Source organism: Erythrobacter sp. JB3-1, from assembly GCF_057364995.1.
The window spans coordinates 2,338,232-2,360,801 of record NZ_CP200289.1 but is presented as its reverse complement, the minus strand read 5'-3'; the positions used below and the strand labels follow the sequence as shown (position 1 = coordinate 2,360,801).

Below are 22,570 nucleotides of genomic sequence, written 5' to 3'. Positions count from 1 at the left end.
CAGCGCCTAGCGCGTCACTCTCGCAAGCGCCAGCCAGTCTTGAAGATGAATGCGATAATTGCCGTGCAAACCGCAAGGAAACCCAGCGTCAGGCCGAGCGACAAAGCAATCGGCACATCCGATGTGCCATAAAAGGTCCAGCGCAGCCCGCTCACCAGAAAGGCAATTGGATTGGCCAAGGCGACCGAATTCCACGGCTCTGGCAGATCATCGATCGAGTAAAATGTACCGCCCAGAAACGTCAGCGGCGTGAGGATCAAGAGCGGAATAATCCCAAGCTTTTCAAAACTGTCCGCCCAAATTCCGAGAATAAACCCGAACAGCGAGAAACTGGCCGCCACCAGCATGATGTAGAACGCGGCGAACAGCGGGTATTTGATCTCGTAATCGACAAAGAATGTCGCCGTGACGAGAATAATCCCAGCCAGCAGCAGCCCCTTGGTCGCTGCCGCCCCTACAAACCCGATCAGCGTTTCAGCCACGCCAACGGGTGCGGAGAGCAGCTCGTAAATGGTGCCAGTGAAGCGCGGCATATAGATACCAAAACTGGAATTGCTGGTGGTCTCGCCCAACAATGTGAGCATCAACAGGCCGGGAATGATAAAGGCGCCGTAAGCGACCCCGTCAACCGGCTCCATCCGCGCGCCAATCACCGTGCCGAACACGATGAAGTAGAGCGAGGTCGTGAGCACAGGCGAGAGGATCGACTGGAATGCGGTGCGGAATGCGCGCATCAGCTCGCGAGTGTAAATCGACCATGCGCCGCGAAGGTTAAAGCCCATCATGCTGGCTCCTTCTCTTGTGAGAGGAGCGAGACAAAGATGTCCTCCAGCGAGCTTTCACGAATGTCTATACCAGTGAAATCAATCCCCGCCGCGATCAGCGCTTTGGTTAGGTCGGCGACCTGCTGGCGCCCCTTACCCGTCCCATCACCGCCGCGAAAGCACAGCTCGCGCCCGTCTGCGCTGAGCTCCAGAGGAAACGCGGCAATGCTGGGTGGTAGCTCAGACAGCGGCTCGGCCAGTTGGAGCACAGCCTCGGTCCGGCCAAGCCGCTTCATCATCGCGGCCTTATCATCCACCATCAGGATCTTACCGCCGCGAATGATCCCGACGCGGTCGGCCATTTCCTCTGCCTCTTCAATGTAGTGAGTGGTGAGGATGATCGTCGTCCCGCGCTCGCGCAGCGCGCTGATCTGCTCCCACATATCCTTGCGCAGCTCGACATCGACCCCGGCGGTGGGTTCATCAAGGAACAACAGCTCCGGCTCATGCGCCAACGCTTTGGCGATCAACACGCGGCGCTTCATCCCGCCGGATAGCTCGCGAATTTGCGCGCTGCGCTTTTCATAGAGGCTAAGCGAGCGCAGGATTTCGTGGATACGCGCCTTGTCAGGGGCATGGCCAAATAGGCCGCGTGAATAGCTGACCGCACGCTCAACCGTTTCGAACATGTCGGTGCTAAGCTCTTGCGGAACCAGACCAATTCGCGCCCGCGCGCTGCGCCAGCCACTCTTCAAATCATGACCGAATGCGGTGATCACACCGCCGCTTGGCCGCACCAGCCCGCACACCGCGCCGATCAGCGTGGTCTTGCCCGCCCCGTTCGGCCCCAGCAGAGCGAAAATCTCTCCCTTGCGGATCTCCAAATCAACATCATCGAGCGCCTTTACGCCCCCAGAATACACCTTGCTCAGGCCTGCGATGGAGAGAATGGGTTCTTGCATGCCCCTCGGTTACGGCAGCAGCAGGGACGAGTCACCATATGAGTAGAAGCGGTATTTGTTTTCAATTGCATGGGCATAGACCGCCATCATCCGGTCCCGCCCCATTAGCGCGCTGACCAGCATCATGAGCGTTGATTTTGGCAAGTGAAAATTGGTCATCAGCCCGTTGACCGCGCGAAACTTGTAACCCGGCGTGATGAAGATGTCGGTGTCGCCAGCAAAGGCCTCAATCTGGCCATCTGGCCCCGCCGCGCTTTCGAGCAGACGCAGAGAGGTCGTGCCGACCGCGATCACCCGCCCGCCGGCCGCGCGCGCTGCGTTGAGGCGCTCGGCAACATCGGCCTCTATCCGGCCGAATTCGCTGTGCATTTGGTGATCATCAGTGTCGTCAGCCTTCACCGGCAGGAACGTGCCCGCGCCAACATGCAGGGTCAGCGTCTCTCGACCGATCCCCGCCGCATCAATCGCGTTGACCAGTTCTGGGGTAAAATGCAGCGAAGCCGTGGGCGCAGCAACCGCGCCATCTTCCGCGGCAAACATGGTTTGATAGTCTTTGAGGTCTTGCTCATCGACCCCGCGCTTGCCCGCAATATAGGGCGGCAAAGGCATGCGCCCCGCCCGCTCCAGCAGCACCTCGACCGGCTCTTCGCCTTCGAACATCAAGGTTAGGCTGCCATCGGGATGGCGCGCCTCGGCAATGGCGGTCACTCCGCCGCCAAACACCAGCTGATCGCCCTCTTTCAAGCGCTTTGCATTGCGGATGAAGGCCTGCCACCGGCGCAGATCGATCCGCTTGTGCAGGGTCGCGCCGATCTTGGCCTCTCCGCCTGCGCGCCTCCCCTCCAGCCGAGCCGGGATCACGCGGGTATCGTTGAAGACCAGCACGTCGCCCGCGTTCAGCAGGTTTGGCAGATCGCGGACGCTCTTGTCGGCAGAGGGCTCATCCCCCCGCGCCACCAGCATGCGTGCAGCATCGCGCGGGCGCACTGGGCGCAGCGCAATCAGATCTTGCGGAAGGTCGAAATCGAATAAATCAACACGCATTGGCGGGGCCTTAGCCGCGAGCGCGCCATGCGGAAAGAAAAACTAGCTGATTGGCGCGCTTAGAGCGTCTGCAGTAATCTCTTCTTCTACGGCTGGTGCCGTTGGCATTACCTGCGGCTTGTTGTCACTGGCCAGCGAAGCCTGAAGAATGCGGGTTGGCTCGGTAGGCGGTTCGCCGCGATTGATCGCATCGACACCGGCCATATTGCTGATCACGCGGCCGAGATTGGTGTAGCGCTTGTCCAGGCTGAAACGCGGGTAGAACACGATGAAGAACTGGCTGTTCGCGCTGTCTTCCGAGGTAGCGCGCGCCATCGCCAGGCTGCCGCGAACATGCGGCATCGGGTTAAATTCTGCCTTGAGATCCGGCAATTCAGAACCGCCCTGGCCTGTTCCAGTAGGATCGCCGCCCTGAGCCATAAAGCCTTCAATCACGCGGTGAAAAATGATCCCGTCATAAAACCCTTGGCGGGTGAGAGTTTTGATCCGCTCGACGTGGTTCGGTGCCCAATCTGGCTTCAACCGGATCGCCACACGCTCGCCATTCGAGAGGTCGAGCACCCAGATGTTGCCGGGATCCTCGTTCATATCGAAATTCACCGGCGTGTAGACCGGGCGTTCTGCAGCCGGTGCTTCGGCCTCTGCCGCTGGCGTTTCACCTTCTGGCTCGGCGTCCTGTGCAAAGACGGCCTGAGGCGCGGCAAGCAGGGCAAGAGAAGCGGAGACGCAGAGTAGTTTACGAAAGATCATGAAGGTCGTTTTTCCGGGCAATTTGTGTGTCGTCGGCGCTGTTTAACCACGCGCGCCTGACACTTCAATGAATGAGTAACGTCCATCGACAGCTAAGCTTGGGCACGGGGCAGTGTGATTGGCCTAATAGTCGCCCTTCAGGCCGATTTCCTTGACGCGCGCATTCACTTCCTCGCGAACCTCGCCACTGACAAAAGGCGTTATATCTCCGCCATATAGAGCAATCTCTTTCACCAGTTTCGATGCAATCGGTTGGAGCGAGACATCCGCCATCAGGAACACCGTCTCGATATTCTCATCAAGCTGCTGGTTCATCCCCGCCATTTGATATTCGTATTCAAAATCCGCCACCGCGCGCAGTCCGCGGATGATTACTCGCGCGCCCTGCTTTTGCGCGAATTTGACGAGCAGCGCGTTAAAACCCACCACCTCGACATTGCTCACGCCCATATTCGCAACCTCACGCTCCACCATGGCGAAGCGTTCTTCGGTTGAGAACATAGGGTTTTTGGACGGATTAGTGGTTACCCCGATAATGAGCTTATCAACCAGCTTTGCCCCGCGCCGGATGATATCGGCATGGCCCAAAGTGATCGGGTCAAAGGTCCCGGGATAAATTCCGATGCGTTCGCTCATTTCTACCGATCCCTCTCAACCACAAAGCGCGCAAGCGCTCTTAGCGTCTCTGCCTCTTCGCCATAGCTCGCGAGGTGACCAATCGCCTGATCCACTAGCGCGCTGGCCTGTTCGCGTGCCTTTTCCGCGCCCATCAGGGTCACGAAGGTCTGCTTGCCTTGGCTCTCGTCCTTGCGCAGCGCCTTGCCCGCTTTCGCTTCGTCCCCGCTCACATCAAGCAGATCGTCGGCAATCTGAAACGCCAGGCCAATATCGCGAGAATACGCCCGCAAATGCGCGCGCCCTTCAGGGGCGACTTTGCCCATTATTGCGCCCATCTCCACCGATGCGGCCAGCAAAGCGCCGGTCTTCAGCTGCTGAAGCCGCGTTATGGAGTGAAGATCGTATTCGATCCCCTCATCATCCGCGACCATATCCATCATCTGGCCGCCCGCCATGCCTTTCATCCCGCTGGCCGTGCCCAGCGTCATCATCAGCTCGCTGCGGGTAAAGGGATCGGCGCTGGTGCCCTGATCGGCCAAAATTTCAAACGCCAGCGCATGCAGAGCATCGCCTGCGAGCACAGCGGTCGCCTCGTCAAACACCTTGTGCACGGTCGACTTGCCGTGGCGCAAATCGTCATCATCCATACAGGGCAAATCGTCATGGATCAGCGAATAGACGTGGATCGCCTCCACCGCGCAGGCGGCGCGCAGGGCCGCTGTGCGGTCGACGCCGAACAATTCCGCCGTACTCACCAGCAAGAGCGGGCGCACCCTTTTACCGCCGCCGATCGCCGCGTAACGCATCGCCTCGACCAGCCGGGCCCGCGTGTCCTGCGGAACAGGCAAAAAGGCATCGAACACGGAATCGATCTCGCCCTGAACCCGCTTTAACTGATCGGCCAGCAAGTTTGCTTTATCCCCCACGCACTGCCGCTCCTATTGCTGCGCGTCGAGCGGCTCAGTGCCAGCGGCGGCGCCATCGCGGTTGGTCACGATCTTCTCGATCCGCGCGCTCGCCGTATCGAGCCGCTTTTGGCACGCCTCGCGCAGCTTCTCGCCGCGCTCATACAAAGCAATGGATTCGTCGAGCGGCACATCGCCGCGCTCCAATTGCTGGACGATAGTTTCCAGCGCGCTGAGCGCCTGTTCAAAGCTCATTTCGGAAAGTTCGGGCGCGTTTTCGATGATCTGTCCCTCGTAAGACCACAAATTGATTAGAAAGCGGGTTTTGACCCCGGCTCGCGGAGCACGGAGCATTGACCCGCGCGGCGCGCCCGGTCAAGGCTGCGCATGAAACGGGGAAATCAAATGAAGTGGTTCATTGCCTACATCACGGCGGCGCTCGCATTTGGCGTGCTGGATGCGATGTGGCTGAATTGGGCGGAAGCAAACCTCTATCAACCCAACATCGGCGAGCTGATGGCCGACACCATCAATGTCGGCGCGGCGGCCACGTTCTACTTCCTGTATGTCGCCGGTATGGTGTGGTTCGGCGTAAAGCCAGCACTCGTCAGCGGCAGAGTAGCAAGTGCTACACTCAACGGCGCGCTGCTGGGCGCGCTATGTTATGCAACGTTTGATCTAACCAGCCAGGCGGTGTTCAAGGTGTGGGCGACGCATGTTACAGTGCTGGATATCATCTGGGGCGCGTTTGCAACCGGCACGGCGAGCTCTATAGCGGCATTCGTCACGTTGAAATTCACGCAGAAATCCGCGCGGTAATATCGGGATAAGGGGCACCCATGTTTATCGGTCACTTCGCGCCGGCGTTTGCCGCCGCAGCCATCTCACCGCGATCACCGCGGCTGGGCACTTTGTTTGTCGCGGCGCAATTGGTCGATTGGGGCTTTTTCGCGCTGGCCATGGTGGGCGTGGAGAAAATGCGGGTGGATCCGGATGCGACCGTGATGGTCCCGTTTGATCTTTATCATATGCCCTTCACCCATTCCTTATTGGGCACAGCGATATGGGCGGCCGTCTTCGCGATTATCGTGATGATCTTTCAGCGCAATTTCTTTGGCGGGGTGCTTGCCGCCATTGTCGTCCTGTCGCACTGGCTGCTCGATTGGCTGACCCATGCGCCGGATTTGACCATTGCTGGCGGGCCAAAGGCTTACGGTCTGGGCCTGTGGAATTACCCTCAGATCGCGATGCCGCTGGAGCTGCTGATCACCATTGGTGCGTTCATGATCTATATAAAGCGCACGCGCGGCCCGGTTGGCCCGCCGCTGATCTTGCTCGGCGTGCTGCTGCTGCTGCAGATGGTCAATTGGTTCGGCCCCGCCCCAACAGAGGCGAATATGGCCCTCTATGCGCAGGCCCTGATCGCCTTTGCCGTTACAACTGTGCTGGCGTGGTGGGTCGGGCATAACCGCTGGCACATTCGGCGTGGAGGCTTGGCGGCCCCAAGCGAGTGAATTAAAGCGCCGTGCATGAGCGATTCATCACCCAGCAGCGCACCGGAAATCACACCCGAAATTGTCGAGCAGCACGGCTTCTCGCCTGAGGAATACCAGCAGGTCCTGAAAAGCCTGGGCCGCGTGCCCAATATGGTAGAGCTGGGCATCTTTTCCGTAATGTGGTCGGAGCATTGCTCTTACAAATCATCGCGCTTCCATTTGAAGAAGCTGCCCACAGAAGCGCCTTGGGTGATTTGCGGACCGGGCGAAAACGCTGGCGTGATCGATATTGGTGATGGCCAGGCGGCGATCTTCAAGATGGAGAGCCACAACCACCCATCTTATATTGAGCCATACCAAGGCGCGGCGACCGGCGTTGGCGGTATCCTGCGCGATGTCTTCACCATGGGCGCGCGCCCGGTGGCGAATGCCAATGCGCTGCGCTTTGGACGGCCAGAGCATCCCAAGATGCAGCATCTGGTAAAGGGCGTGGTCGCAGGGATCGGCGGATACGGCAATTGCGTCGGCGTGCCGACCGTATGCGGCGAGACCAATTTCCACCCGGCCTATGACGGCAATATCCTGGTCAACGCAATGACTGTCGGCGTCGCGGATACGGATAAGATTTTCTATTCCGCCGCGACCGGCGTCGGCAATCCGATCGTCTATGTTGGCTCAAAGACCGGGCGCGACGGCATCCACGGTGCGACCATGGCCAGCGCCGATTTTGAAGAAGACGCCGAGGCGAAGCGGCCCACCGTGCAGGTCGGCGATCCGTTCACGGAAAAGCTGCTGATCGAGGCGTGCCTAGAGCTGATGGCGACCGACGCCATCGTCGCGATCCAGGATATGGGCGCCGCGGGCCTCACCTCTTCCAGCGTGGAGATGGCGACCAATGGCAAGGCGGGCATCCGCCTCAACATGGACATGGTCCCGTGCCGCGAAGAGGGCATGACACCCTACGAAATGATGCTGAGCGAGAGCCAAGAGCGGATGCTCATGGTGCTGAAGCCCGGCAAGGAAGAGATGGCGGCTGAAATCTTCAAGAAATGGGAGCTCGATTTTGCCGTGATCGGCGAAGTGACCGACACCCGCCATATGGTGCTGGAATGGGGCGGCGAGGTTGTCTGCGACATTCCGCTGGGCCCGCTGGCTGCCGATGCGCCAGAATATGAACGGCCCTATCTGTCCAAAGAAGAATACAAAGTCTGGATCGATAGTCAGGGTGATAGCGGCCTGAGCGATATGCCAACCAGCGAAGATTTGGCGCAGGATACACGCAAGCTACTGGCCAGCCCCGCGCTTGCCAGCCGCCGCTGGATTTCGGAGCAATATGACAGCCAGGTGATGGGCGACACGCTGCAAACGGGCGGCGATGCGGGCGTTGTACGCGTGCATGGCACGAAAAAGGCGCTGGCGCTGACCACCGATTGCACCCCGCGCTATGTCTATGCCGACCCGTATGAAGGCGGCAAACAGGCGATTGCCGAGGCGTACCGGAACCTATGCGCCGTCGGCGCGCGGCCACTCGCCGTGACCAATTGCCTGAACTTCGCAAACCCGCAGCGGCCCGAGATTATGGCGCAATTCGTCCACGCTCTGGAAGGCATGGGCGACGCCTGCCGCGCATTGGACTTCCCAATCGTGTCTGGAAACGTCTCGCTCTACAACGAGAGCAAAGCGACCGGCGGCGGCAGCGCGATCCTACCTACCCCAGCCATCGGCGGCGTCGGCATTATCGACAATTATTCGAAGATGATGACGATGGGGTTTAAGAATGAGGGTGACGACATCCTTATCATTGGAGACTTGCGCGGCCACATTTCGCAAACATTGTGGATGCGCGAATTGCATGGCAGGGAAGACGGCCCAGCACCCAAAACAGACCTTGCAGTTGAACGTGCTCATGGCGAGTTTGTCAGGGAGTTGATTGCCCAGGGCAAAGTGAACGCCGTCCACGATGTGTCCGATGGTGGCTGCTTGATAGCTATTGCCGAAATGGCGCTAAAGAGCGGGATAGGCGCATCTGTAGATGCTTTTGGCGATGCATTGACCGCCTTTGGTGAACAGCAAGGACATTACATTGTTACTACTAATTGCGCCGACGAAATCGAAAGCAATTGTATCCCTGTCACGCATGTTGGCAAAACCGGCGGTATCTCGTTGGGCATCTCAGGCAAGACCGTGACCATCGCCGACCTACGCGAAGCCCACGCCAGCTTCTTCCGCGACTGGATGGAAGGGTGAACGAACCCCGTCCCCCATCATGCTGAACTTGGTTCAGCATCCATCGCCAGCACAGGGTTTGCAAACTTGGCGATGGGGATGGACCCCGGATCAAGTCCGGGGTGACGCCGAGGAAGTTGGCTCGAAAGGTACAATTCAGTTCGTCACCCCAGCGGAAGCTGAGGTCTCAGGCGTCAGAGCGCTCCGCCCTAGATACCAGCTTTCGCTGGCATGACGCTTAGGCATTGACCGACCTCCTCCAACCCATACTCCATTATGGAGGGCATTGGCTCGTCCCGTTCGCAATGGGATGGCTTATCTGGCGTGAGAATTGGCTGCGCGCAGGACTCGTGATCGCAAGTGCCAACCTGATCGACCTCGACCATCTGCTGGCCGATCCGATCTTTGATCCGAACCGCTGCTCAATCGGTTTTCATTATCTACACGGCTGGGTCGGCGCGGGGCTTTACGCCGCAATGATCGCTTTACCCAAAGCCCCGTGGTGGGTTCGCGCGCTCGGCATTGGCGCCTTGTGGCATCTCGCGGTCGACTATGGCGATTGCGTGATGATGACGACCTAGGCCGCCTGCACCTCTGACAGGCCGAGGTTTTGCTCTGCGAAACCTTCCGCATCCAGTTGGGCCAGGCATTGGCGATAGATCACCGGTTCACCGATACTCAGCATTTTGCGGACCACATCGATGTCTTCGCGCATCACCGCCTCAACATCCATATGCGCCAGTGTGGCCGCGGCCCTGCCCAGTGCGCGTCCCTCGCGGATCGCATCATAGAGCGGTGCCTTGGTGCTCGTCACTTTCTTGATCTGACGGGTGGCGGCATAGGCGATGAACTTCACGCCAAGATTGTGGTTCTGCTCATAGCTGAAGCCGAGTAGCGCCGCCTCGCCCAAGGCATCGCGGCCATAGCTGGTGAGGACATGAAACAGATCATGCGTATCGCGCAGGCGGGTGACATACCATTCAACCTGATCCTCTGGGCGTTCTTCGCGCGGACGCCAGGCATAGCTTTCCTCGACCAGACCATTCGCGGTCAGGCCCTCGCGCTTCATAAAGCGGATGTAATGCTGCGCGACCGTGTTTGGGCCGCAATCGTCCCAGCGGCTGTGGTCATCCAGCATATCAGCGACCGGCAGAATGCTCTCGCGCTGCATCAGATCACGAGCTGTGGGCGATTTGAGGAATTCCTCTGCCTGCGCTTGGATCTTACGGCCTTTCAGCGCGTCAATGATATGGAAAACCTGCTTCGTGTCTTCCTTATCCGCCACCAGCTTGCGAAAATGGCTGAGCGCCTTGAACGGGCGAAACCCGGTAATATCCCGGTCCGGGTGCAGCAGTGGAAGGTCGAGCCAGTTCATGAGTTTGCTCCGCTTTTTTCGAGTCGCACACAGCTTATGACAAATAGGTTCATCAAATGCAACCTACATTGGTGTTAGTAGTATCTGCACCCGCCTCTTTCCTTTGCCGCGCCAACGCGCAATAGGTTCATTATGAAAGACCACGATACCGTTCCCTATCACTTGCCCGCCCTGCCCGCAGAAAAGGCGATTGCCCGCGCACGGAGCCTTCGCGACCGATTGAAAGAGCGCCGATCCTGCCGCTATTTTTCCGATGAGCCGGTGCCGCGCGAAGTGATCGAGGCCGCGATTGAGGCCGCTGGCACCGCGCCCAATGGCGCCAATCATCAGCCGTGGCATTTCGCGGTGGTGACCTCGCCAGAGAAGAAGCACGCCATTCGCCTAGCGGCGGAGGAAGAGGAAAAGCGGTTTTACGGCGAAGATGGCGATAAGCCCAAGGCGAGCGACGAATGGCTCGATGCGCTGAGCGACCTTGGCACCGATGCCGACAAGCCGTTTCTGGAGACTGCGCCGTATCTGATCGTCGTCTTTGCCCAACGTAAAGGCGGGATCGAAGAGGACGGCAAGACGCAGAATTACTACGTCAATGAAAGCGTGGGGATTGCCTGCGGCATGCTAATCGCGGCGCTGCACGAGGGCGGGTGTTCGACCCTAACCCATACGCCATCACCGATGGGCTTCCTGCGCCAGGCATGTGAGCGCCCCGAATGGGAAAAGCCGCTGATGATTGTGGTGGTCGGCCGGCCCAGCGCGGATGCGACCGTGCCCGCTCATGCGCTAAAGAAAAAGCCGCTCAGCCAGATCGCCAGCTGGCTCTGAGCTGATTGTGAACTCCCGCGCAGGCGGGAGACTCGTTCGGCTCAAGAGAGGACCCCGCCTTCGCGGGGAATCACCTAGAACTATGCCGCAACCGCTTCCGGCGTGTTTTCGCTGGCCAGCATGTCGTACGGGTCGATGCCCTCTTCGCGCCAGATGCGGTGACATTCGCGGTACACGCTCGGCTCTGGAATTTTGAGCATTGCGCGCGCCTCATGCAGATCCATCGCCAACAATTCGCGGATCGATTGCTCTATCAATTTGGGAGCGCCTGTACCGGTGCGGCGCGCCTGATTGACCGCACCGATGACCGGTGCCTTGCTGCCCCACACCTGCTTTTTGATGTTCATCGCCCCGGCATAGCCGATCAGCAGATGGCCGTGGCTCGGGCTCTGTCCGTGGGTGAATAGTAGGACGCATTGCTCGCCCAAAGCATCCCGGCCGTAGCCAGTCAGGATGTGAAACAGATCATGCGTGTCGCGCGAACGCGACAGATACCAATGCGTGAGGTCGTCATATTTGGGCCGCCCAATCTTGTCGAATTCAGCAACCAGTCCAGCGGCTGACAGACCCTCACGCTCCATAAAGTCGCAATAAGCATGCCCTAGGGTACCCTTGAGCGTTTTGCGGATCGCAGCATGATCATCGAGAATTTCTGGCAGGCTCGGCTCGCTCGCCCGCAATTCTTCACCGCGCTTGGTCAACGCAAAATTCCGTACGCGTTCAATGTAGTCTTTGGGCGGCAGCGCCTCGAAAATCTTGAAGACCTCGCTTGTGTCTTCCTTGTCCCGCATCAAATTACGGAAATGTCCTATGGCCTTAGGCAATGAATATTTCGGCTGCGGGCGGTCAGGGTGGCGCAGGACAGTGCCGTCGGCGGCATATTCAAGAGCGGTGCTGGTCATCAGTGCGGGCCTTGTTGGATTGCGGTATGGCGGTGATACCGTGACTTACTTACATTAATGTAAATAGCCCGGTTTAAGTCCCAAAACAAGACCTAGATTTGTAAAGAGGTGCTATTCGCCCTGTATTGGCCTCACCCTATCGCGCCCACACCAGCCAGCTCTCAGCCTTCGGCCCATTCGTCTTGCGGGATGCCGAGCAGGGTCAAAATGGCCGTCAGATCACCACCATCGATCCGGCCGTTCGCGGCGGCGCGCGCCTTTGGCTTCGCTCTGTAGGCAAAGCCATAGGTGGCTGCCTGGATCATCGGAATGTCATTCGCCCCGTCGCCCGTGGCGAGGCTGAGCGCGCCCTGCCCCGCCTTGGCGACCTCTTCGCGCAGCACCCGCGCCTTTGTCTCCGCATCGGTGACCGGCCCCGCCAGACGCCCGGTGAGCTTGCCGCCACCCACTTCCAGCACATTGCCGACCACGCGCTCAAAACCCAATTGCTCCGCCACCGCATCGGCGAAATGGTGAAACCCTCCGGTGACCAGCACAGTGCGGCAATCCTGCTCCAGCAGGGTCGCAACCAATGTTGCCGCGCCCGGTGTGGGCCTGATCCGCTCCGCCAGGCACCGCGCAATTGCGCCTTCGTCCAGCCCAGCGAGCAGTTTCACCCGCTCTCTCAGCGCGTCTTCAAAATCGAGCTCGCCCTGCATCGCGCGCTCTGTAATCGCGGCGATTTGCGGCTTGATCCCGGCATAATCCGCCAGCTCATCAATGCATTCTTGCCCGATCATGGTCGAATCCATGTCCGAGACAAACACATCCGGTAGGTCAAAACCCTGGTCGCTGATCAGCGCAGCCTTAGGCTTTAGCACTTCGTCCAGCACACGCGGCAGCAGCGAGGGATCATTCTCCGATCCCCACTCCAATTCGTGCAGGTCATCATCCGGCTGAGTGAACGAAAATTCCGCGTCCGCCGCAGCGAGCCATTCCGGCCCTTCCACAAGACGTGTTTCAAGCTGCGCGTTGTCTGCTATCAGCCGAGCGATGAGCAAAAGTGATACTCCTGATTTGAATCCAGTCGCGCTCATTGCAGGGCCGACCGCCAGCGGCAAGAGCGGGGTTGCAATTGCCCTTGCAAAGGCGCTGGCCGAGGCGGGCAAGACCGGGATTGTGATCAATGCCGACAGCGCGCAGGTCTATGCCGATCTCCAAGTGCTGTCCGCGCGCCCGAGCGACGAGGAAATGGAAGGCATAGAGCACCGTCTGTTTGGCACATGGGACGGGGCGCAGGCCTGCTCTGCGGCCGATTGGGCCAGCAAAGCGCGCACAGAAATCGCGGACTGCCATGCGAACGGCGCGGTGCCGATCCTGGTCGGCGGCACCGGCATGTATATGAATATCCTGCTTGATGGCATTGCCCCGATCCCAGAGATCGACCCCGAAATCCGCCGCCACGTGCGCGCCCTGCCCACCCAAGGCGCCTACAGCGCGTTGAAGATCGAAGACCCGGAGCGGGCACTGATGCTGGCGCCGGGCGACAGCCAGCGCATCGCCCGCGCGCTGGAGGTGGTGCGATCCACAGGCACGTCCTTAAGCGATTGGCACAATGCCAAGACCGGCGGCATTGCTGAGGACATCACCCTGCATCCGTTGGTGATGCTGCCGCCGCGCGAATGGCTCTATGACCGCTGCGATCGCCGTTTTGGCCTGATGCTAGAACACGGCGCAATTGAAGAAGTTGAGGCTCTGCTCAAGCGTAAGCTCGATCTGGGATTGCCGGTGATGCGCGCGATTGGCGTGCCAGAGATTTCTGATTACCTCCACGGCCACATCATGATCCCTGACGTGATCGCCGCAGGCGCTCAAGCAACCCGCAATTACGCAAAGCGGCAATATACGTGGTTCCGCAACCAGGCGCCGCAAGATTGGGCACGTTCTGAATCTAAAAGTGTTGATGTGAGCGATATATTTGCATCATTATTACGTTCTTAATCGTTGACACGATAGATTATAACTCATAGCAGGCTCTCATCAGGCCCGACGCATTATCGCTGCGCCGGGCCTCGTTTATTGATACAAGTGTGTGCCTAAACAAGCAGAGTGAAATCAGCCGCCGGACAGGCATGCAAACCGCGCCTGAGCCAAGCAAGACCGAGAAGGAAGAACACGTGTCGGACCATCCCCACCCCGACCATCTCAAAACCGATCAGCAATCAGGCGCTGCGATCCTAACGCAATGCCTGGTGGATCAAGGCGTTGAGTTCGTATTCGGCTATCCCGGCGGCGCTGTTCTGCCGATTTATGATGAGCTGTTTGGCGATGAGCGGCTGCGCCATATCCTTGTCCGGCACGAGGCCGGGGCTGCGCATGCAGCAGAAGGCTATGCCCGAGCCACAGGCAAGCCGGGCGTGGTTCTGGTCACCTCTGGCCCCGGTGCGACCAATGCTGTCACCGGGATTGCCGATGCTTACATGGATTCGATCCCCATGGTCGTCATCACGGGTCAGGTTCCAACCGCCCTGATCGGCACCGACGCCTTTCAAGAGGCGGACACCGTCGGCATCACCCGCCACTGCACAAAGCACAATTATCTGGTCAAAGACCCGGCGGAGCTTCAGTCCGTTTTGGAAGAGGCGTTTCGCATCGCAACCACCGGGCGTCCCGGCCCGGTTGTGGTCGACATTCCCAAGGACGTTCAGATCGCCGTGCCTTCGCGCAGGGTCGCGGCAACGCTCACCGCATCGCACCGCTATGCGCCGCAAATGGCGGCCCCTGCCGAGCAGGTAATCGAAGCGGTTGAGATGATTGCGGCGGCTGAGCGCCCGATTTTCTACACCGGCGGCGGGGTAATCAATTCCGGGCCAGAGGCGACCCGCCTGCTGCGCCAATTGCAGGACATCACCGGCGCGCCGGTCACCTCCACTCTGATGGGGCTCGGCGCGTTTCCTTCCGAACATCCCGATTGGCTCGGCATGCTGGGAATGCACGGCACGTATGAAGCCAATCTGGCGATGAACAAGGCCGATGTTATGGTCTGCATCGGCGCGCGTTTTGACGACCGCGTCACTGGCAGGCTCGATGCATTCTCGCCCGATTCCAAGAAGATACACATCGATATTGATCGCAGTTCGATCAATAAAACCGTTCCGGTTGAGCTGGGCATTGTGGGCGATTGCTCCACTGTGCTGGGTCAAATGATCGAGAGCTGGGGCGCACGAAAACCTCAGGATCTGGGCGAATGGAAAGCCCGCATCGCCGGATGGCGCGCGCGCGAATGCCTGGCCTATCCAGCAAAATCAGCCAAAGACCCAAGCGCGATCATGCCGCAAAAGGCGGTCGAACGGCTGCACGCCCTCACCCACAAGCGCGATCCGATTATCACCACCGAGGTTGGCCAGCACCAGATGTGGGCGGCGCAATATTTCGGATTTGAACAGCCGAACAAATGGCTCACCAGCGGCGGACTCGGCACCATGGGCTATGGCATGCCAGCGGCCATCGGCGCGCAGCTTGGCTGCCCCGATGCGCTAGTGATTGATATTGCCGGTGAGGCAAGCATTCAGATGAATATTCAAGAGCTTGGGACGGCGAGCCAATACCGCCTGCCGGTCAAGATCTTCATCCTCAACAATGAATATATGGGCATGGTTCGCCAGTGGCAGGAACTGACCTATGAAAGCCGTTATTCCAACAGCTATTCCGACAGCCTGCCAGACTTTGTGAAGCTGGCCGAGGCCTATGGCTGGACCGGCATTCGCATCACCGAGGAAAGCGAACTGGACGCAGGCATCGAGGCGATGCTGGCCGCAGATGGTCCGGTGATTGTCGATTGCATGGTCGCGAAAGACGCCAACTGTTTGCCGATGATCCCATCGGGCGCAGCGCACACCGAAATGCTGCTGTATGGCGATGCGCACGAAGGCACCATGGACGACGAAGCGAAGGCGTTGGTCTAAGCGGGCCGCAAAGGAAACAGCCACATGAAAATTGCGCACGACAATGCCGAGCGGCACGTCCTCACTGTTACGGTCGATAATGAGCCGGGTATTCTGGCCAAGATCACCGGCTTGTTCACCGCGCGCGGCTATAACATCGACAGCCTGACCGTGGCCGATATCTCGGACGATCACGCGATCAGCCGGATCACGATCGTCACCAATGGCCCGCCGCAAGTGATCGATCAGATCGAGGCGCAACTAGAGCGGCTGGTGCCAGTCCATGGCGTCGTCGACCTTACCACCGCCGGGGCGCATGTTGAGCGCGAACTGGCGTTGATCAAGGTCACTGGCACGGGCGAGGCGCGGGTTGAGGCCTTGCGCGTGGCCGATATCTTCCGCGCCAGCGTGGTCGACACCACAACGGAAAGCTTCGTATTTGAGCTGACCGGTGCGCCAGACAAAATTGACAGTTTCATCGCCCTGATGCGCGAACTCGGCCTGGTAGAGGTCGGCCGCTCAGGGATTGTGGGAATGCTACGCGGAGCCGAAGGCTCTTAAACATAGAATTGAAGACAAAGGGAAATCCATGAAAGTCTATTACGACGCCGACGCTGATCTTGATCTGATCCAGAACAAGAAGGTCGCGATCCTCGGCTATGGCAGCCAAGGCCATGCCCATGCGCAAAACCTGCGCGACAGCGGCGTGAAAGAAGTCGCCGTGGCGCTGCGCGAAGGCTCCGCCACCCGGGCCAAGGCAGAGGCCGCTGGCTTTAAGGTGATGAACAACACCGAGGCGGCTCAGTGGGCTGACCTGGTTATGGTTCTAGCCCCCGACGAGCATCAGGCCGCGATCTGGGCCGACGATATGGCCGGGCACATGAAGCCGGGCAGCGCGCTCGCCTTTGCGCACGGTCTCAACATTCACTTTGGCCTAATCGAGCCGCCAGCGGACATCGACGTGATCATGATCGCGCCAAAGGGCCCGGGCCACACCGTGCGCAGCGAATATGAGCGCGGCGGCGGCGTCCCCTGCCTGATCGCGGTGCATCAGGAAGGCACCAGCAGCGGCGGCAATGGCTATGCGAAATCGCTCGCCCTGTCCTATGCCAGCGCGATGGGCGGCGGCCGCAGCGGCGTGATCGAAACCAATTTCAAGGAAGAGTGCGAGACCGATCTGTTCGGTGAGCAAGCCGTTCTGTGCGGCGGGATCACCCACCTGATCCAGGCCGGCTTTGAAACCCTGACCGAGGCTGGATACGCCCCGGAAATGGCCTATTTTGAGTGCCTGCACGAAACCAAGCTGATCGTCGATTTGCTGTATGAAGGCGGCATCGCCAACATGCGCTATTCGATCAGCAACACTGCCGAATATGGCGACATCAAAACCGGTCCGCGCATCATCACTGATGAGACCAAGGCTGAAATGAAGCGCGTGCTCGCGGACATTCAGTCAGGCCGTTTTGTGAAAGACTTCGTGCTGGATAACCGCGCGGGCCAGCCAGAGCTGAAGGCCAGCCGCAAGGCCGCAGAAGCGCATCCGATCGAGAAGACAGGAGCCGAACTGCGCGCGATGATGCCATGGATCAGCGCGAACAAGCTGGTCGACAAGTCTAAGAACTAAGCACAGCTTGGGGCTGCGCGGGAACGCGCGGCCCAGGCAACCTCAGGCAGTTTCGAGCAAACGCTCTAGCGAAATCGGGGCCGCGCTGGTTATCTCAACCGCGCGGTCTTCGCCGTGGACTTGCCCGTGCATATCCGCCTTACGCAGCACATCGTCGCGGGTGTGCAATATCTCTGCAATCTGTTCGCGGGCCACGCCGACCATCGCGGTCAGCCATTCATTGACCAGCGGGTCGCCACTGGGGCCGCGCAGGTCAAACTGATCCAGCATCGCGATCACCGCATAGGCGGGATAGAGCCACTCATCAGTGACCCAGCGATTGGTGCCAAACCATTGCATCGGCAGCCCTTGGTCAGAAATTGCCAAAGCGGCGATATGCACCACATCGGCGCGCGGTTGGTCGCGCGGTGCCAGGGGCGCAGCGATCAGCGGAACGGTGCCGCCGGGCATTGCTGATCGGTCAAAAAACAGATGGAAATGGCCATGCTCACCTTCGGCGCGTTCGCCGGGTGGGTGGCAATGGTAGAAATAACGGCTGCCAGCCGGGCCATTGACAACATCGCCCTCTGGGTAATGTTCCCACAGCTCAGCGGTGCCATCCTCGGGCAAAATTCGGCTCATGAGCGGTTTGCCGCCAGCAAACATCGCCTCTGTGCTGGCAAGCAGCATATCAGCGTATTGATCGCGAGTAAGACGGTCCGTCATGAGTGTTATCCAATTGGTGAGATGCCGCCCCCGCAGTGGGACGGCATCTCTCAAAACTAAATGTGACCGGGTGCGCTAGGAGGTCGCGTCCCCGGCCACACTATATGCACGCCTTAGGCTTTGGGCGCGCAAGGGTTGGCTGCGCAGGGGTTTGCTGCACAAGGATTAGCGGCGCAGGGGTTCGCTGCGCATGGATTGGCCGCGCATGGGTTGGCCGCACAGGGGTTAGCCGCGCATGGATTTGCGGCGCATGGGTTCGCTGCACACGGATTGGCAGCACACGATGTAGACGCCTTGGTCTTGCGAGCCTTCTTCGACTTCTTTGTGGCGCGGCATGGGTTGTAATTACTGAAGTTTGAAGAGCTGCTGGCGCGCGGGCCACATGGAGCATCAGCAAGAGCTGGCGCACCGGTCGATGCAACGGCGAGGCCGCCTGCAACCATCAACATACGGGCGAGGTTCTTAGAATTAGACATGGTAGAATATTCCTTTCGTGGGGTATTTAGGGAGTAGTGATAATGCGGGTGGGAGATTGCGTGTCCCGGCCGGATCAATCGCCGAAGCGTTTGCCCTCGGGAATGTTGGCCCAAGCCGGATCGGACTTGGCAATGAAACCAGTGATGTCGCTCAGCCATGTTTGCTGAACATCGTGGTTGAAATTGAGGTAGAGCTTGCCGCCTTCAATTTTGTAGAGCGTAGGGTCACCCGGTGCGAGCGAACCGCGGCTCATAGCCCAGGCGCAGTGGCCGCCATATTGAGGAGCGAACGCGTCAGGGTTTGCTTTGAACGCGTCGGCATTGGCTTGGCTGGAAAAGTGCCATTCTGCGCCGTCATGCTTCACCATGAAGCGCGCATCGCCCTTCACGGGAACGCCATTGCCTTGGAAATAGCTGACCGTGTCATAGCCGCTAACGGCGACGCTTTGGCCTTCGACACCAACAAATATGCCGCCGTCGGCTTGGGCTGGAATAGCGATGGCTAGGGGAGCGGCGAATGCTGCTGCGATGGCTAGAAATTTAAACTTCATCGGGGTTCTCCAAAACTGTTTATGCCGCGGCCACCGGGCTCAGAGCCAGGGACAGGTAGGGTCAAAAATTGAACCGTAGGGGGGACCGGTTCGTTTTCTGGCGTCTGATGTTTGGCCCAGTGGCCGCGCACATAATGGAGTTCGCAAGGCCTGCACGTTTGGTTTCACTGACTGCAAAAAAAATTGAAATTTTTTGAAATCCGCCCGTGCGGCGACCGAATATTGTTGCGCGCTGCACGCGGCAAAGCCCTGCTAGACAAAGAAAAGTTGAGCCTTCACTGAGGGGCTAACAATGCGCATGCCAAAACCCCTTCACCTCGCCTATGCGGCATGCGGCATCGCCTGGGTCGTCGTTGTCTTCGGCACAGCAGCCGACACATTCCGGGGGCCATACGCCGTTCGCGAGCCCACCGCATCGCAGGAACAACTGGACTCGCTGGCCAAATCCACCCTCGCCAAACTGCAGCGCCGATCGTTTGAAGAAAAGCGAGAGCTGTGCGGGCTGATGCTAGAAGATGAAGACGGGCGGCTGAGCGTGTCAGACATCTTCGAAGGCGATGCCGCAACCTGCAGCTTTCAATGGGTATCCAATCCAGAGAAATTCGCGGTCGCATCGTTTCATACGCATGGCAGCTATAATGATGAGTATGATAGCGAGGTGCCCTCCATCATTGATCTGGAAGGCGACATTGCCGACCGCATTGATGGCTATGTTTCAACCCCGGGCGGCCGGTTTTGGCATATTGACTGGCAGGAGGAAGCCGCCGAGATGATTTGCGGCGAAAGCTGCCTGCCCGCTGACCCGAACTATGTGCGCTGTGACGCGGCTCAACCGGATGAACGCTATACCGTGTGGGAGCTCAATCGGCGGCAAACGTATGAGAGTTTTGATTGCTGATGCGGCTGTCTGATTGCCACAATATCGAGGACTTTCGCAGGCTGGCGAAGGCACGTCTGCCCTTCCCCGTGTTCGATTACATTGATGGCGCCGCCGATGATGAATTGACCAAAGCGCGCAACACCAGCGCCTATGATGCGTGCGATTTGGTGCCAGATGTGCTCGCCGGGGTAGAGGCGATCGACACCAGCTGCACTCTGCTAGGTCGCAAGTCGGCGCTGCCGCTGATGCTCTCCCCCACTGCAGTGCAGCGCGCCTTTCATTGGCAGGGCGAGACGGCGGTCGCAAAAGCGGCGGAGAAATATGGCCTTTGGTTTGGCATCTCTAGTCTTGCAACGCGCAGCATTGAAGAAATCGCCGCGCTGACCAGTGGGCCAAAGCTGTTCCAGCTCTATGTCCATAAGGATAAGGGCCTCAACGCCAGCATGATCCAGCGCTGTCAGGCCTCCGGCTTTGATGCGCTGGCACTGACGGTGGACACAATCGTATCGGGCAAGCGCGAACGGTGCCTGCGCAGCGGCTTCACCACCCCGCCCCGCTTCACCCCGGCCAGCATCTGGAGCTATGCAACGCGCCCACGCTGGACGCTGGATTATCTGCTGCGCGAAAAGTTTGCGCTGCCCAATCTCGATACGCATGTGAGCGAGGGATCGAGCAAGGCGGTAAGTATCGCAGAATACTTCAACACCATGCTCGACACATCGATGGATTGGGACACGGCGGCCAGCATCCGCAGCGAGTGGGGCGGCAAATTCGTGCTGAAAGGCGTGATGAGTGTGAACGATGCTCGGCGCGCGGTCGACATCGGGGCTGATGCGATCATGATCTCCAACCACGGCGGGCGGCAATTGGACGGCAGCCGCGCCCCCTTCGATCAATTGCGCGAGATCGTGGACGCGGTCGGCGGTGAGATAGAGATCATTTGCGATGGCGGCGTGCGGCGCGGAACCCATGCGCTGAAGGCCGTTTGCGCGGGCGCGAGTGCGGCATCCGGCGGGCGGCTGTATCTCTATGCGCTGGCGGCAGCCGGGCAAGACGGGGCCGAGCGCGCGATCGGCATTCTTAAGGAAGAGGTTGAGCGCGGCATGCGCCTGATGGGTGTGACCAGTGTGGATCAGTTGACACAGGATCGCCTGCGCTGGAGATAGCGGCGCATTGACCGGCGGATTGCAGCCTGTCACGAAACCGAAACGTCAAAAGCGCCTGAGAGCGGGCGAGAGTGTTTAAGATCAATAAGGCCGATCATGACAAAGCTAAGGTTTGCAATTCTGACGGCATCCACGCTGGTGATTGCGGCGTGCGGTTCGGCTGAGCCAGACCAAGGCGCGAGCCAAGCCGACGAGTTTGCCGCGCGGATTAAAGGTCCGCCTGCCCCTGCCCCGGCGAGTGACGAAGCGGCCGGTGATCCCGAAGCCAGCACCGCGGCCGATGGCGCCAATGGCGCGGCACCTGCAAAGGCGTCAATCCAGCCAAGCATTACCTATTCTGAGCCTGTGAGCGGAACGAGCGGTCCATTTGTGCCTGGCACCGCCAGCGATCCCAATGCCTCCATCTGCGGAGCGCCAGCGGTCGCGCCGTTTCTTGGAAGAAATGCTGACGAAGCAACGCGGGCTGAAATCGTCGCGGCAGTTGGCTCTCAAAACGAAGTGCGCTTTGTAATTCCCGGTTCGACCTTCATCAATCCTGACCCCACCTCATCGCGCCTCAATGTGATGATCGACAACACCGGGGTGATCCGCGATGCACGCTGCGGATAGCTTTTTTGTGCCGCACGCCCATCCGGGCATGCGATATCCTCGCGGCCAGCGGACAAGTCCGCGCCGCTGCGGGCGGCCGGTCGGCCTTGCGGTCCGTCAGCAGACGGACCGAACCAGCGCTCTGATTTTCAACACACACACACACTCAAAACCCCGCCGGATCGCTCTGACGGGGCTTTGAAATGTTCGAGACTAACTCGCTTAGTCGGTGAAGTGCTCATCCGCTGAGTGAGTTGGATAGTTCGTATCGCCAGCTTCGATGAAGCCAGGGATATCTTTTTGCCAATTCTCTTGAACGCTCTCGTTGAAGTTCAAGTAGAGCTTGCCATCAACGATTTCATAGACGTTGGGGTCACCCGGTGCGAGCGCATCGTTCGCGCCAATCGCCCAGGCGCAATATCCGCCATAGGCCGGCGCATATTTGGCTGGCTCTGCCTTAAACTTCTCAGCGTTTTCTGCGCTGGCAAACCGGTAGTCAAAGCCTTCATAACGCACGGTAAATTCTTCTGAGCCTTCAACGGGAACGCCGTCGCCTTCAAAATAGCTGACCGTGTCATAGCCGCTGACAGCCAGGGTATCCCCCTTGGCCGCGGTGTGAACTGGGCCCGATGCTTCACCGCCAAGATCAGCGAACAGGCCAGCGCTCTCAGTTGCTTCTGCAACGTCAGGGGTTTGAGCTTCTTGACTGGCGCGCCGCAGGCTGCGACAGTGGCCATTAAGGCGATTGCAAATAGTGATTTACGCATTGGGGGGTTCTCCTATTATATGCCTATGT

At 59.2% G+C, this 22,570-nt stretch carries 25 protein-coding genes; 12 read left to right on the top strand and 13 right to left on the bottom strand.

What is annotated here, in order from left to right; translation table 11 throughout:
• Positions 1-14 precede the first annotated feature (14 nt).
• The 7 genes from AC0V6M_RS11165 to AC0V6M_RS11135 all read right to left on the bottom strand — a co-directional run bounded on the left by AC0V6M_RS11165 (position 15) and on the right by AC0V6M_RS11135 (position 5,397).
• On the bottom strand, positions 15-782 hold the full coding sequence (locus AC0V6M_RS11165) for an ABC transporter permease (protein ID WP_486139625.1): 768 nt from the start codon (positions 780-782) through the stop codon (positions 15-17).
• Positions 782-1,726 carry an ABC transporter ATP-binding protein gene (locus AC0V6M_RS11160; protein WP_486138875.1) on the bottom strand — a complete coding sequence of 315 codons (945 nt, stop codon included), beginning with the start codon at positions 1,724-1,726 and terminating at the stop codon, positions 782-784. Before AC0V6M_RS11160 ends, AC0V6M_RS11165 begins: the two co-directional genes overlap by 1 nt.
• A gap of 9 nt (positions 1,727-1,735) precedes the next feature.
• Positions 1,736-2,770: a tRNA preQ1(34) S-adenosylmethionine ribosyltransferase-isomerase QueA gene (queA, locus tag AC0V6M_RS11155; protein WP_486138874.1), complete on the bottom strand. Its 1,035-nt coding sequence runs from the start codon at positions 2,768-2,770 to the stop codon at positions 1,736-1,738.
• A gap of 42 nt (positions 2,771-2,812) precedes the next feature.
• Positions 2,813-3,520, bottom strand: a complete 708-nt coding sequence (locus tag AC0V6M_RS11150; protein WP_486138873.1) for a peptidylprolyl isomerase — start codon at positions 3,518-3,520, stop codon at positions 2,813-2,815.
• Between the two features lie 123 nt (positions 3,521-3,643).
• Positions 3,644-4,156: a pantetheine-phosphate adenylyltransferase gene (gene coaD / locus AC0V6M_RS11145; protein WP_486138872.1), complete on the bottom strand. Its 513-nt coding sequence runs from the start codon at positions 4,154-4,156 to the stop codon at positions 3,644-3,646.
• 2 nt (positions 4,157-4,158) lie between these two features.
• Positions 4,159-5,064: a polyprenyl synthetase family protein gene (locus AC0V6M_RS11140; RefSeq protein WP_486138871.1), complete on the bottom strand. Its 906-nt coding sequence runs from the start codon at positions 5,062-5,064 to the stop codon at positions 4,159-4,161.
• Positions 5,065-5,076: 12 nt separating this feature from the next.
• Entirely contained in the window at positions 5,077-5,397 is a 321-nt protein-coding gene (locus tag AC0V6M_RS11135; RefSeq protein WP_472645500.1) for an exodeoxyribonuclease VII small subunit, read from the bottom strand.
• Between the two features lie 51 nt (positions 5,398-5,448).
• Here AC0V6M_RS11135 and AC0V6M_RS11130 point away from each other — a divergent pair, with 51 nt between their 5' ends.
• The 4 genes from AC0V6M_RS11130 (at position 5,449) to AC0V6M_RS11115 (ending at position 9,346) form a co-directional block, all read left to right on the top strand.
• Entirely contained in the window at positions 5,449-5,862 is a 414-nt protein-coding gene (locus AC0V6M_RS11130) for a DUF2177 family protein (RefSeq protein ID WP_486138870.1), read from the top strand.
• Between the two features lie 20 nt (positions 5,863-5,882).
• Positions 5,883-6,557: a metal-dependent hydrolase gene (locus AC0V6M_RS11125; protein WP_486138869.1), complete on the top strand. Its 675-nt coding sequence runs from the start codon at positions 5,883-5,885 to the stop codon at positions 6,555-6,557.
• Positions 6,558-6,572: 15 nt separating this feature from the next.
• On the top strand, positions 6,573-8,786 hold the full coding sequence (gene purL / locus AC0V6M_RS11120) for a phosphoribosylformylglycinamidine synthase subunit PurL (protein WP_486138868.1): 2,214 nt from the start codon (positions 6,573-6,575) through the stop codon (positions 8,784-8,786).
• Between the two features lie 224 nt (positions 8,787-9,010).
• Positions 9,011-9,346, top strand: coding sequence for a DUF6122 family protein (locus tag AC0V6M_RS11115; RefSeq protein ID WP_486138867.1), 336 nt, complete (start codon positions 9,011-9,013; stop codon positions 9,344-9,346).
• Here AC0V6M_RS11115 and AC0V6M_RS11110 read toward each other — a convergent pair.
• Complete coding sequence (locus AC0V6M_RS11110) at positions 9,343-10,140, bottom strand: Coq4 family protein (RefSeq protein ID WP_486138866.1); 798 nt, start codon at positions 10,138-10,140, stop codon at positions 9,343-9,345. The genes AC0V6M_RS11115 and AC0V6M_RS11110 overlap by 4 nt on opposite strands.
• Positions 10,141-10,272: 132 nt before the next feature.
• On the opposite strand from AC0V6M_RS11110, the gene AC0V6M_RS11105 reads away from it, so the two are divergent.
• On the top strand, positions 10,273-10,959 hold the full coding sequence (locus tag AC0V6M_RS11105; protein ID WP_486138865.1) for a nitroreductase family protein: 687 nt from the start codon (positions 10,273-10,275) through the stop codon (positions 10,957-10,959).
• A gap of 80 nt (positions 10,960-11,039) precedes the next feature.
• Here the strand turns inward: AC0V6M_RS11105 and AC0V6M_RS11100 are convergent, their stop codons facing one another.
• Positions 11,040-11,861 (bottom strand): Coq4 family protein, encoded by an 822-nt coding sequence (locus AC0V6M_RS11100; protein WP_486138864.1) that lies wholly within the window; start codon positions 11,859-11,861, stop codon positions 11,040-11,042.
• Between the two features lie 161 nt (positions 11,862-12,022).
• A complete protein-coding gene (serB, locus tag AC0V6M_RS11095; RefSeq protein WP_486138863.1) occupies positions 12,023-12,901 on the bottom strand; it encodes a phosphoserine phosphatase SerB in 879 nt (292 codons plus the stop codon).
• Here serB and miaA point away from each other — a divergent pair.
• The 4 genes from miaA to ilvC all read left to right on the top strand — a co-directional run bounded on the left by miaA (position 12,894) and on the right by ilvC (position 17,408).
• The gene (gene miaA, locus AC0V6M_RS11090) at positions 12,894-13,841 is read left to right on the top strand and encodes a tRNA (adenosine(37)-N6)-dimethylallyltransferase MiaA (RefSeq protein WP_486138862.1); all 948 of its coding nucleotides are present in this window, start codon (positions 12,894-12,896) and stop codon (positions 13,839-13,841) included. The two genes, serB and miaA, sit on opposite strands and share 8 nt — an antisense overlap.
• Positions 13,842-13,972: 131 nt before the next feature.
• The gene (gene ilvB / locus AC0V6M_RS11085) at positions 13,973-15,805 is read left to right on the top strand and encodes a biosynthetic-type acetolactate synthase large subunit (RefSeq protein ID WP_486138861.1); all 1,833 of its coding nucleotides are present in this window, start codon (positions 13,973-13,975) and stop codon (positions 15,803-15,805) included.
• Between the two features lie 24 nt (positions 15,806-15,829).
• Positions 15,830-16,345, top strand: coding sequence for an acetolactate synthase small subunit (ilvN, locus tag AC0V6M_RS11080; protein ID WP_486138860.1), 516 nt, complete (start codon positions 15,830-15,832; stop codon positions 16,343-16,345).
• Positions 16,346-16,373: 28 nt separating this feature from the next.
• Positions 16,374-17,408 carry a ketol-acid reductoisomerase gene (gene ilvC, locus AC0V6M_RS11075; protein WP_486138858.1) on the top strand — a complete coding sequence of 345 codons (1,035 nt, stop codon included), beginning with the start codon at positions 16,374-16,376 and terminating at the stop codon, positions 17,406-17,408.
• Positions 17,409-17,450: 42 nt separating this feature from the next.
• Here ilvC and AC0V6M_RS11070 read toward each other — a convergent pair whose 3' ends face one another.
• Positions 17,451-18,113: a DUF6969 family protein gene (locus tag AC0V6M_RS11070; RefSeq protein ID WP_486138857.1), complete on the bottom strand. Its 663-nt coding sequence runs from the start codon at positions 18,111-18,113 to the stop codon at positions 17,451-17,453.
• A gap of 550 nt (positions 18,114-18,663) precedes the next feature.
• Positions 18,664-19,140, bottom strand: a complete 477-nt coding sequence (locus tag AC0V6M_RS11065; protein WP_486138856.1) for a YHS domain-containing (seleno)protein — start codon at positions 19,138-19,140, stop codon at positions 18,664-18,666.
• A gap of 298 nt (positions 19,141-19,438) precedes the next feature.
• On the opposite strand from AC0V6M_RS11065, the gene AC0V6M_RS11060 reads away from it, so the two are divergent.
• The 3 genes from AC0V6M_RS11060 (at position 19,439) to AC0V6M_RS11050 (ending at position 21,795) form a co-directional block, all read left to right on the top strand.
• A complete protein-coding gene (locus AC0V6M_RS11060; RefSeq protein WP_486138855.1) occupies positions 19,439-20,038 on the top strand; it encodes a DUF4329 domain-containing protein in 600 nt (199 codons plus the stop codon).
• Positions 20,038-21,186, top strand: coding sequence for an alpha-hydroxy acid oxidase (locus AC0V6M_RS11055; protein WP_486138854.1), 1,149 nt, complete (start codon positions 20,038-20,040; stop codon positions 21,184-21,186). The genes AC0V6M_RS11060 and AC0V6M_RS11055 overlap by 1 nt, the downstream gene beginning before the upstream one ends.
• Before the next feature lie 96 nt (positions 21,187-21,282).
• Entirely contained in the window at positions 21,283-21,795 is a 513-nt protein-coding gene (locus AC0V6M_RS11050; protein ID WP_486138853.1) for a hypothetical protein, read from the top strand.
• A 201-nt stretch (positions 21,796-21,996) separates the two neighbouring features.
• Here AC0V6M_RS11050 and AC0V6M_RS11045 read toward each other — a convergent pair whose 3' ends face one another.
• Complete coding sequence (locus AC0V6M_RS11045) at positions 21,997-22,368, bottom strand: YHS domain-containing (seleno)protein (RefSeq protein ID WP_486139623.1); 372 nt, start codon at positions 22,366-22,368, stop codon at positions 21,997-21,999.
• Positions 22,369-22,570: the final 202 nt, after the last annotated feature.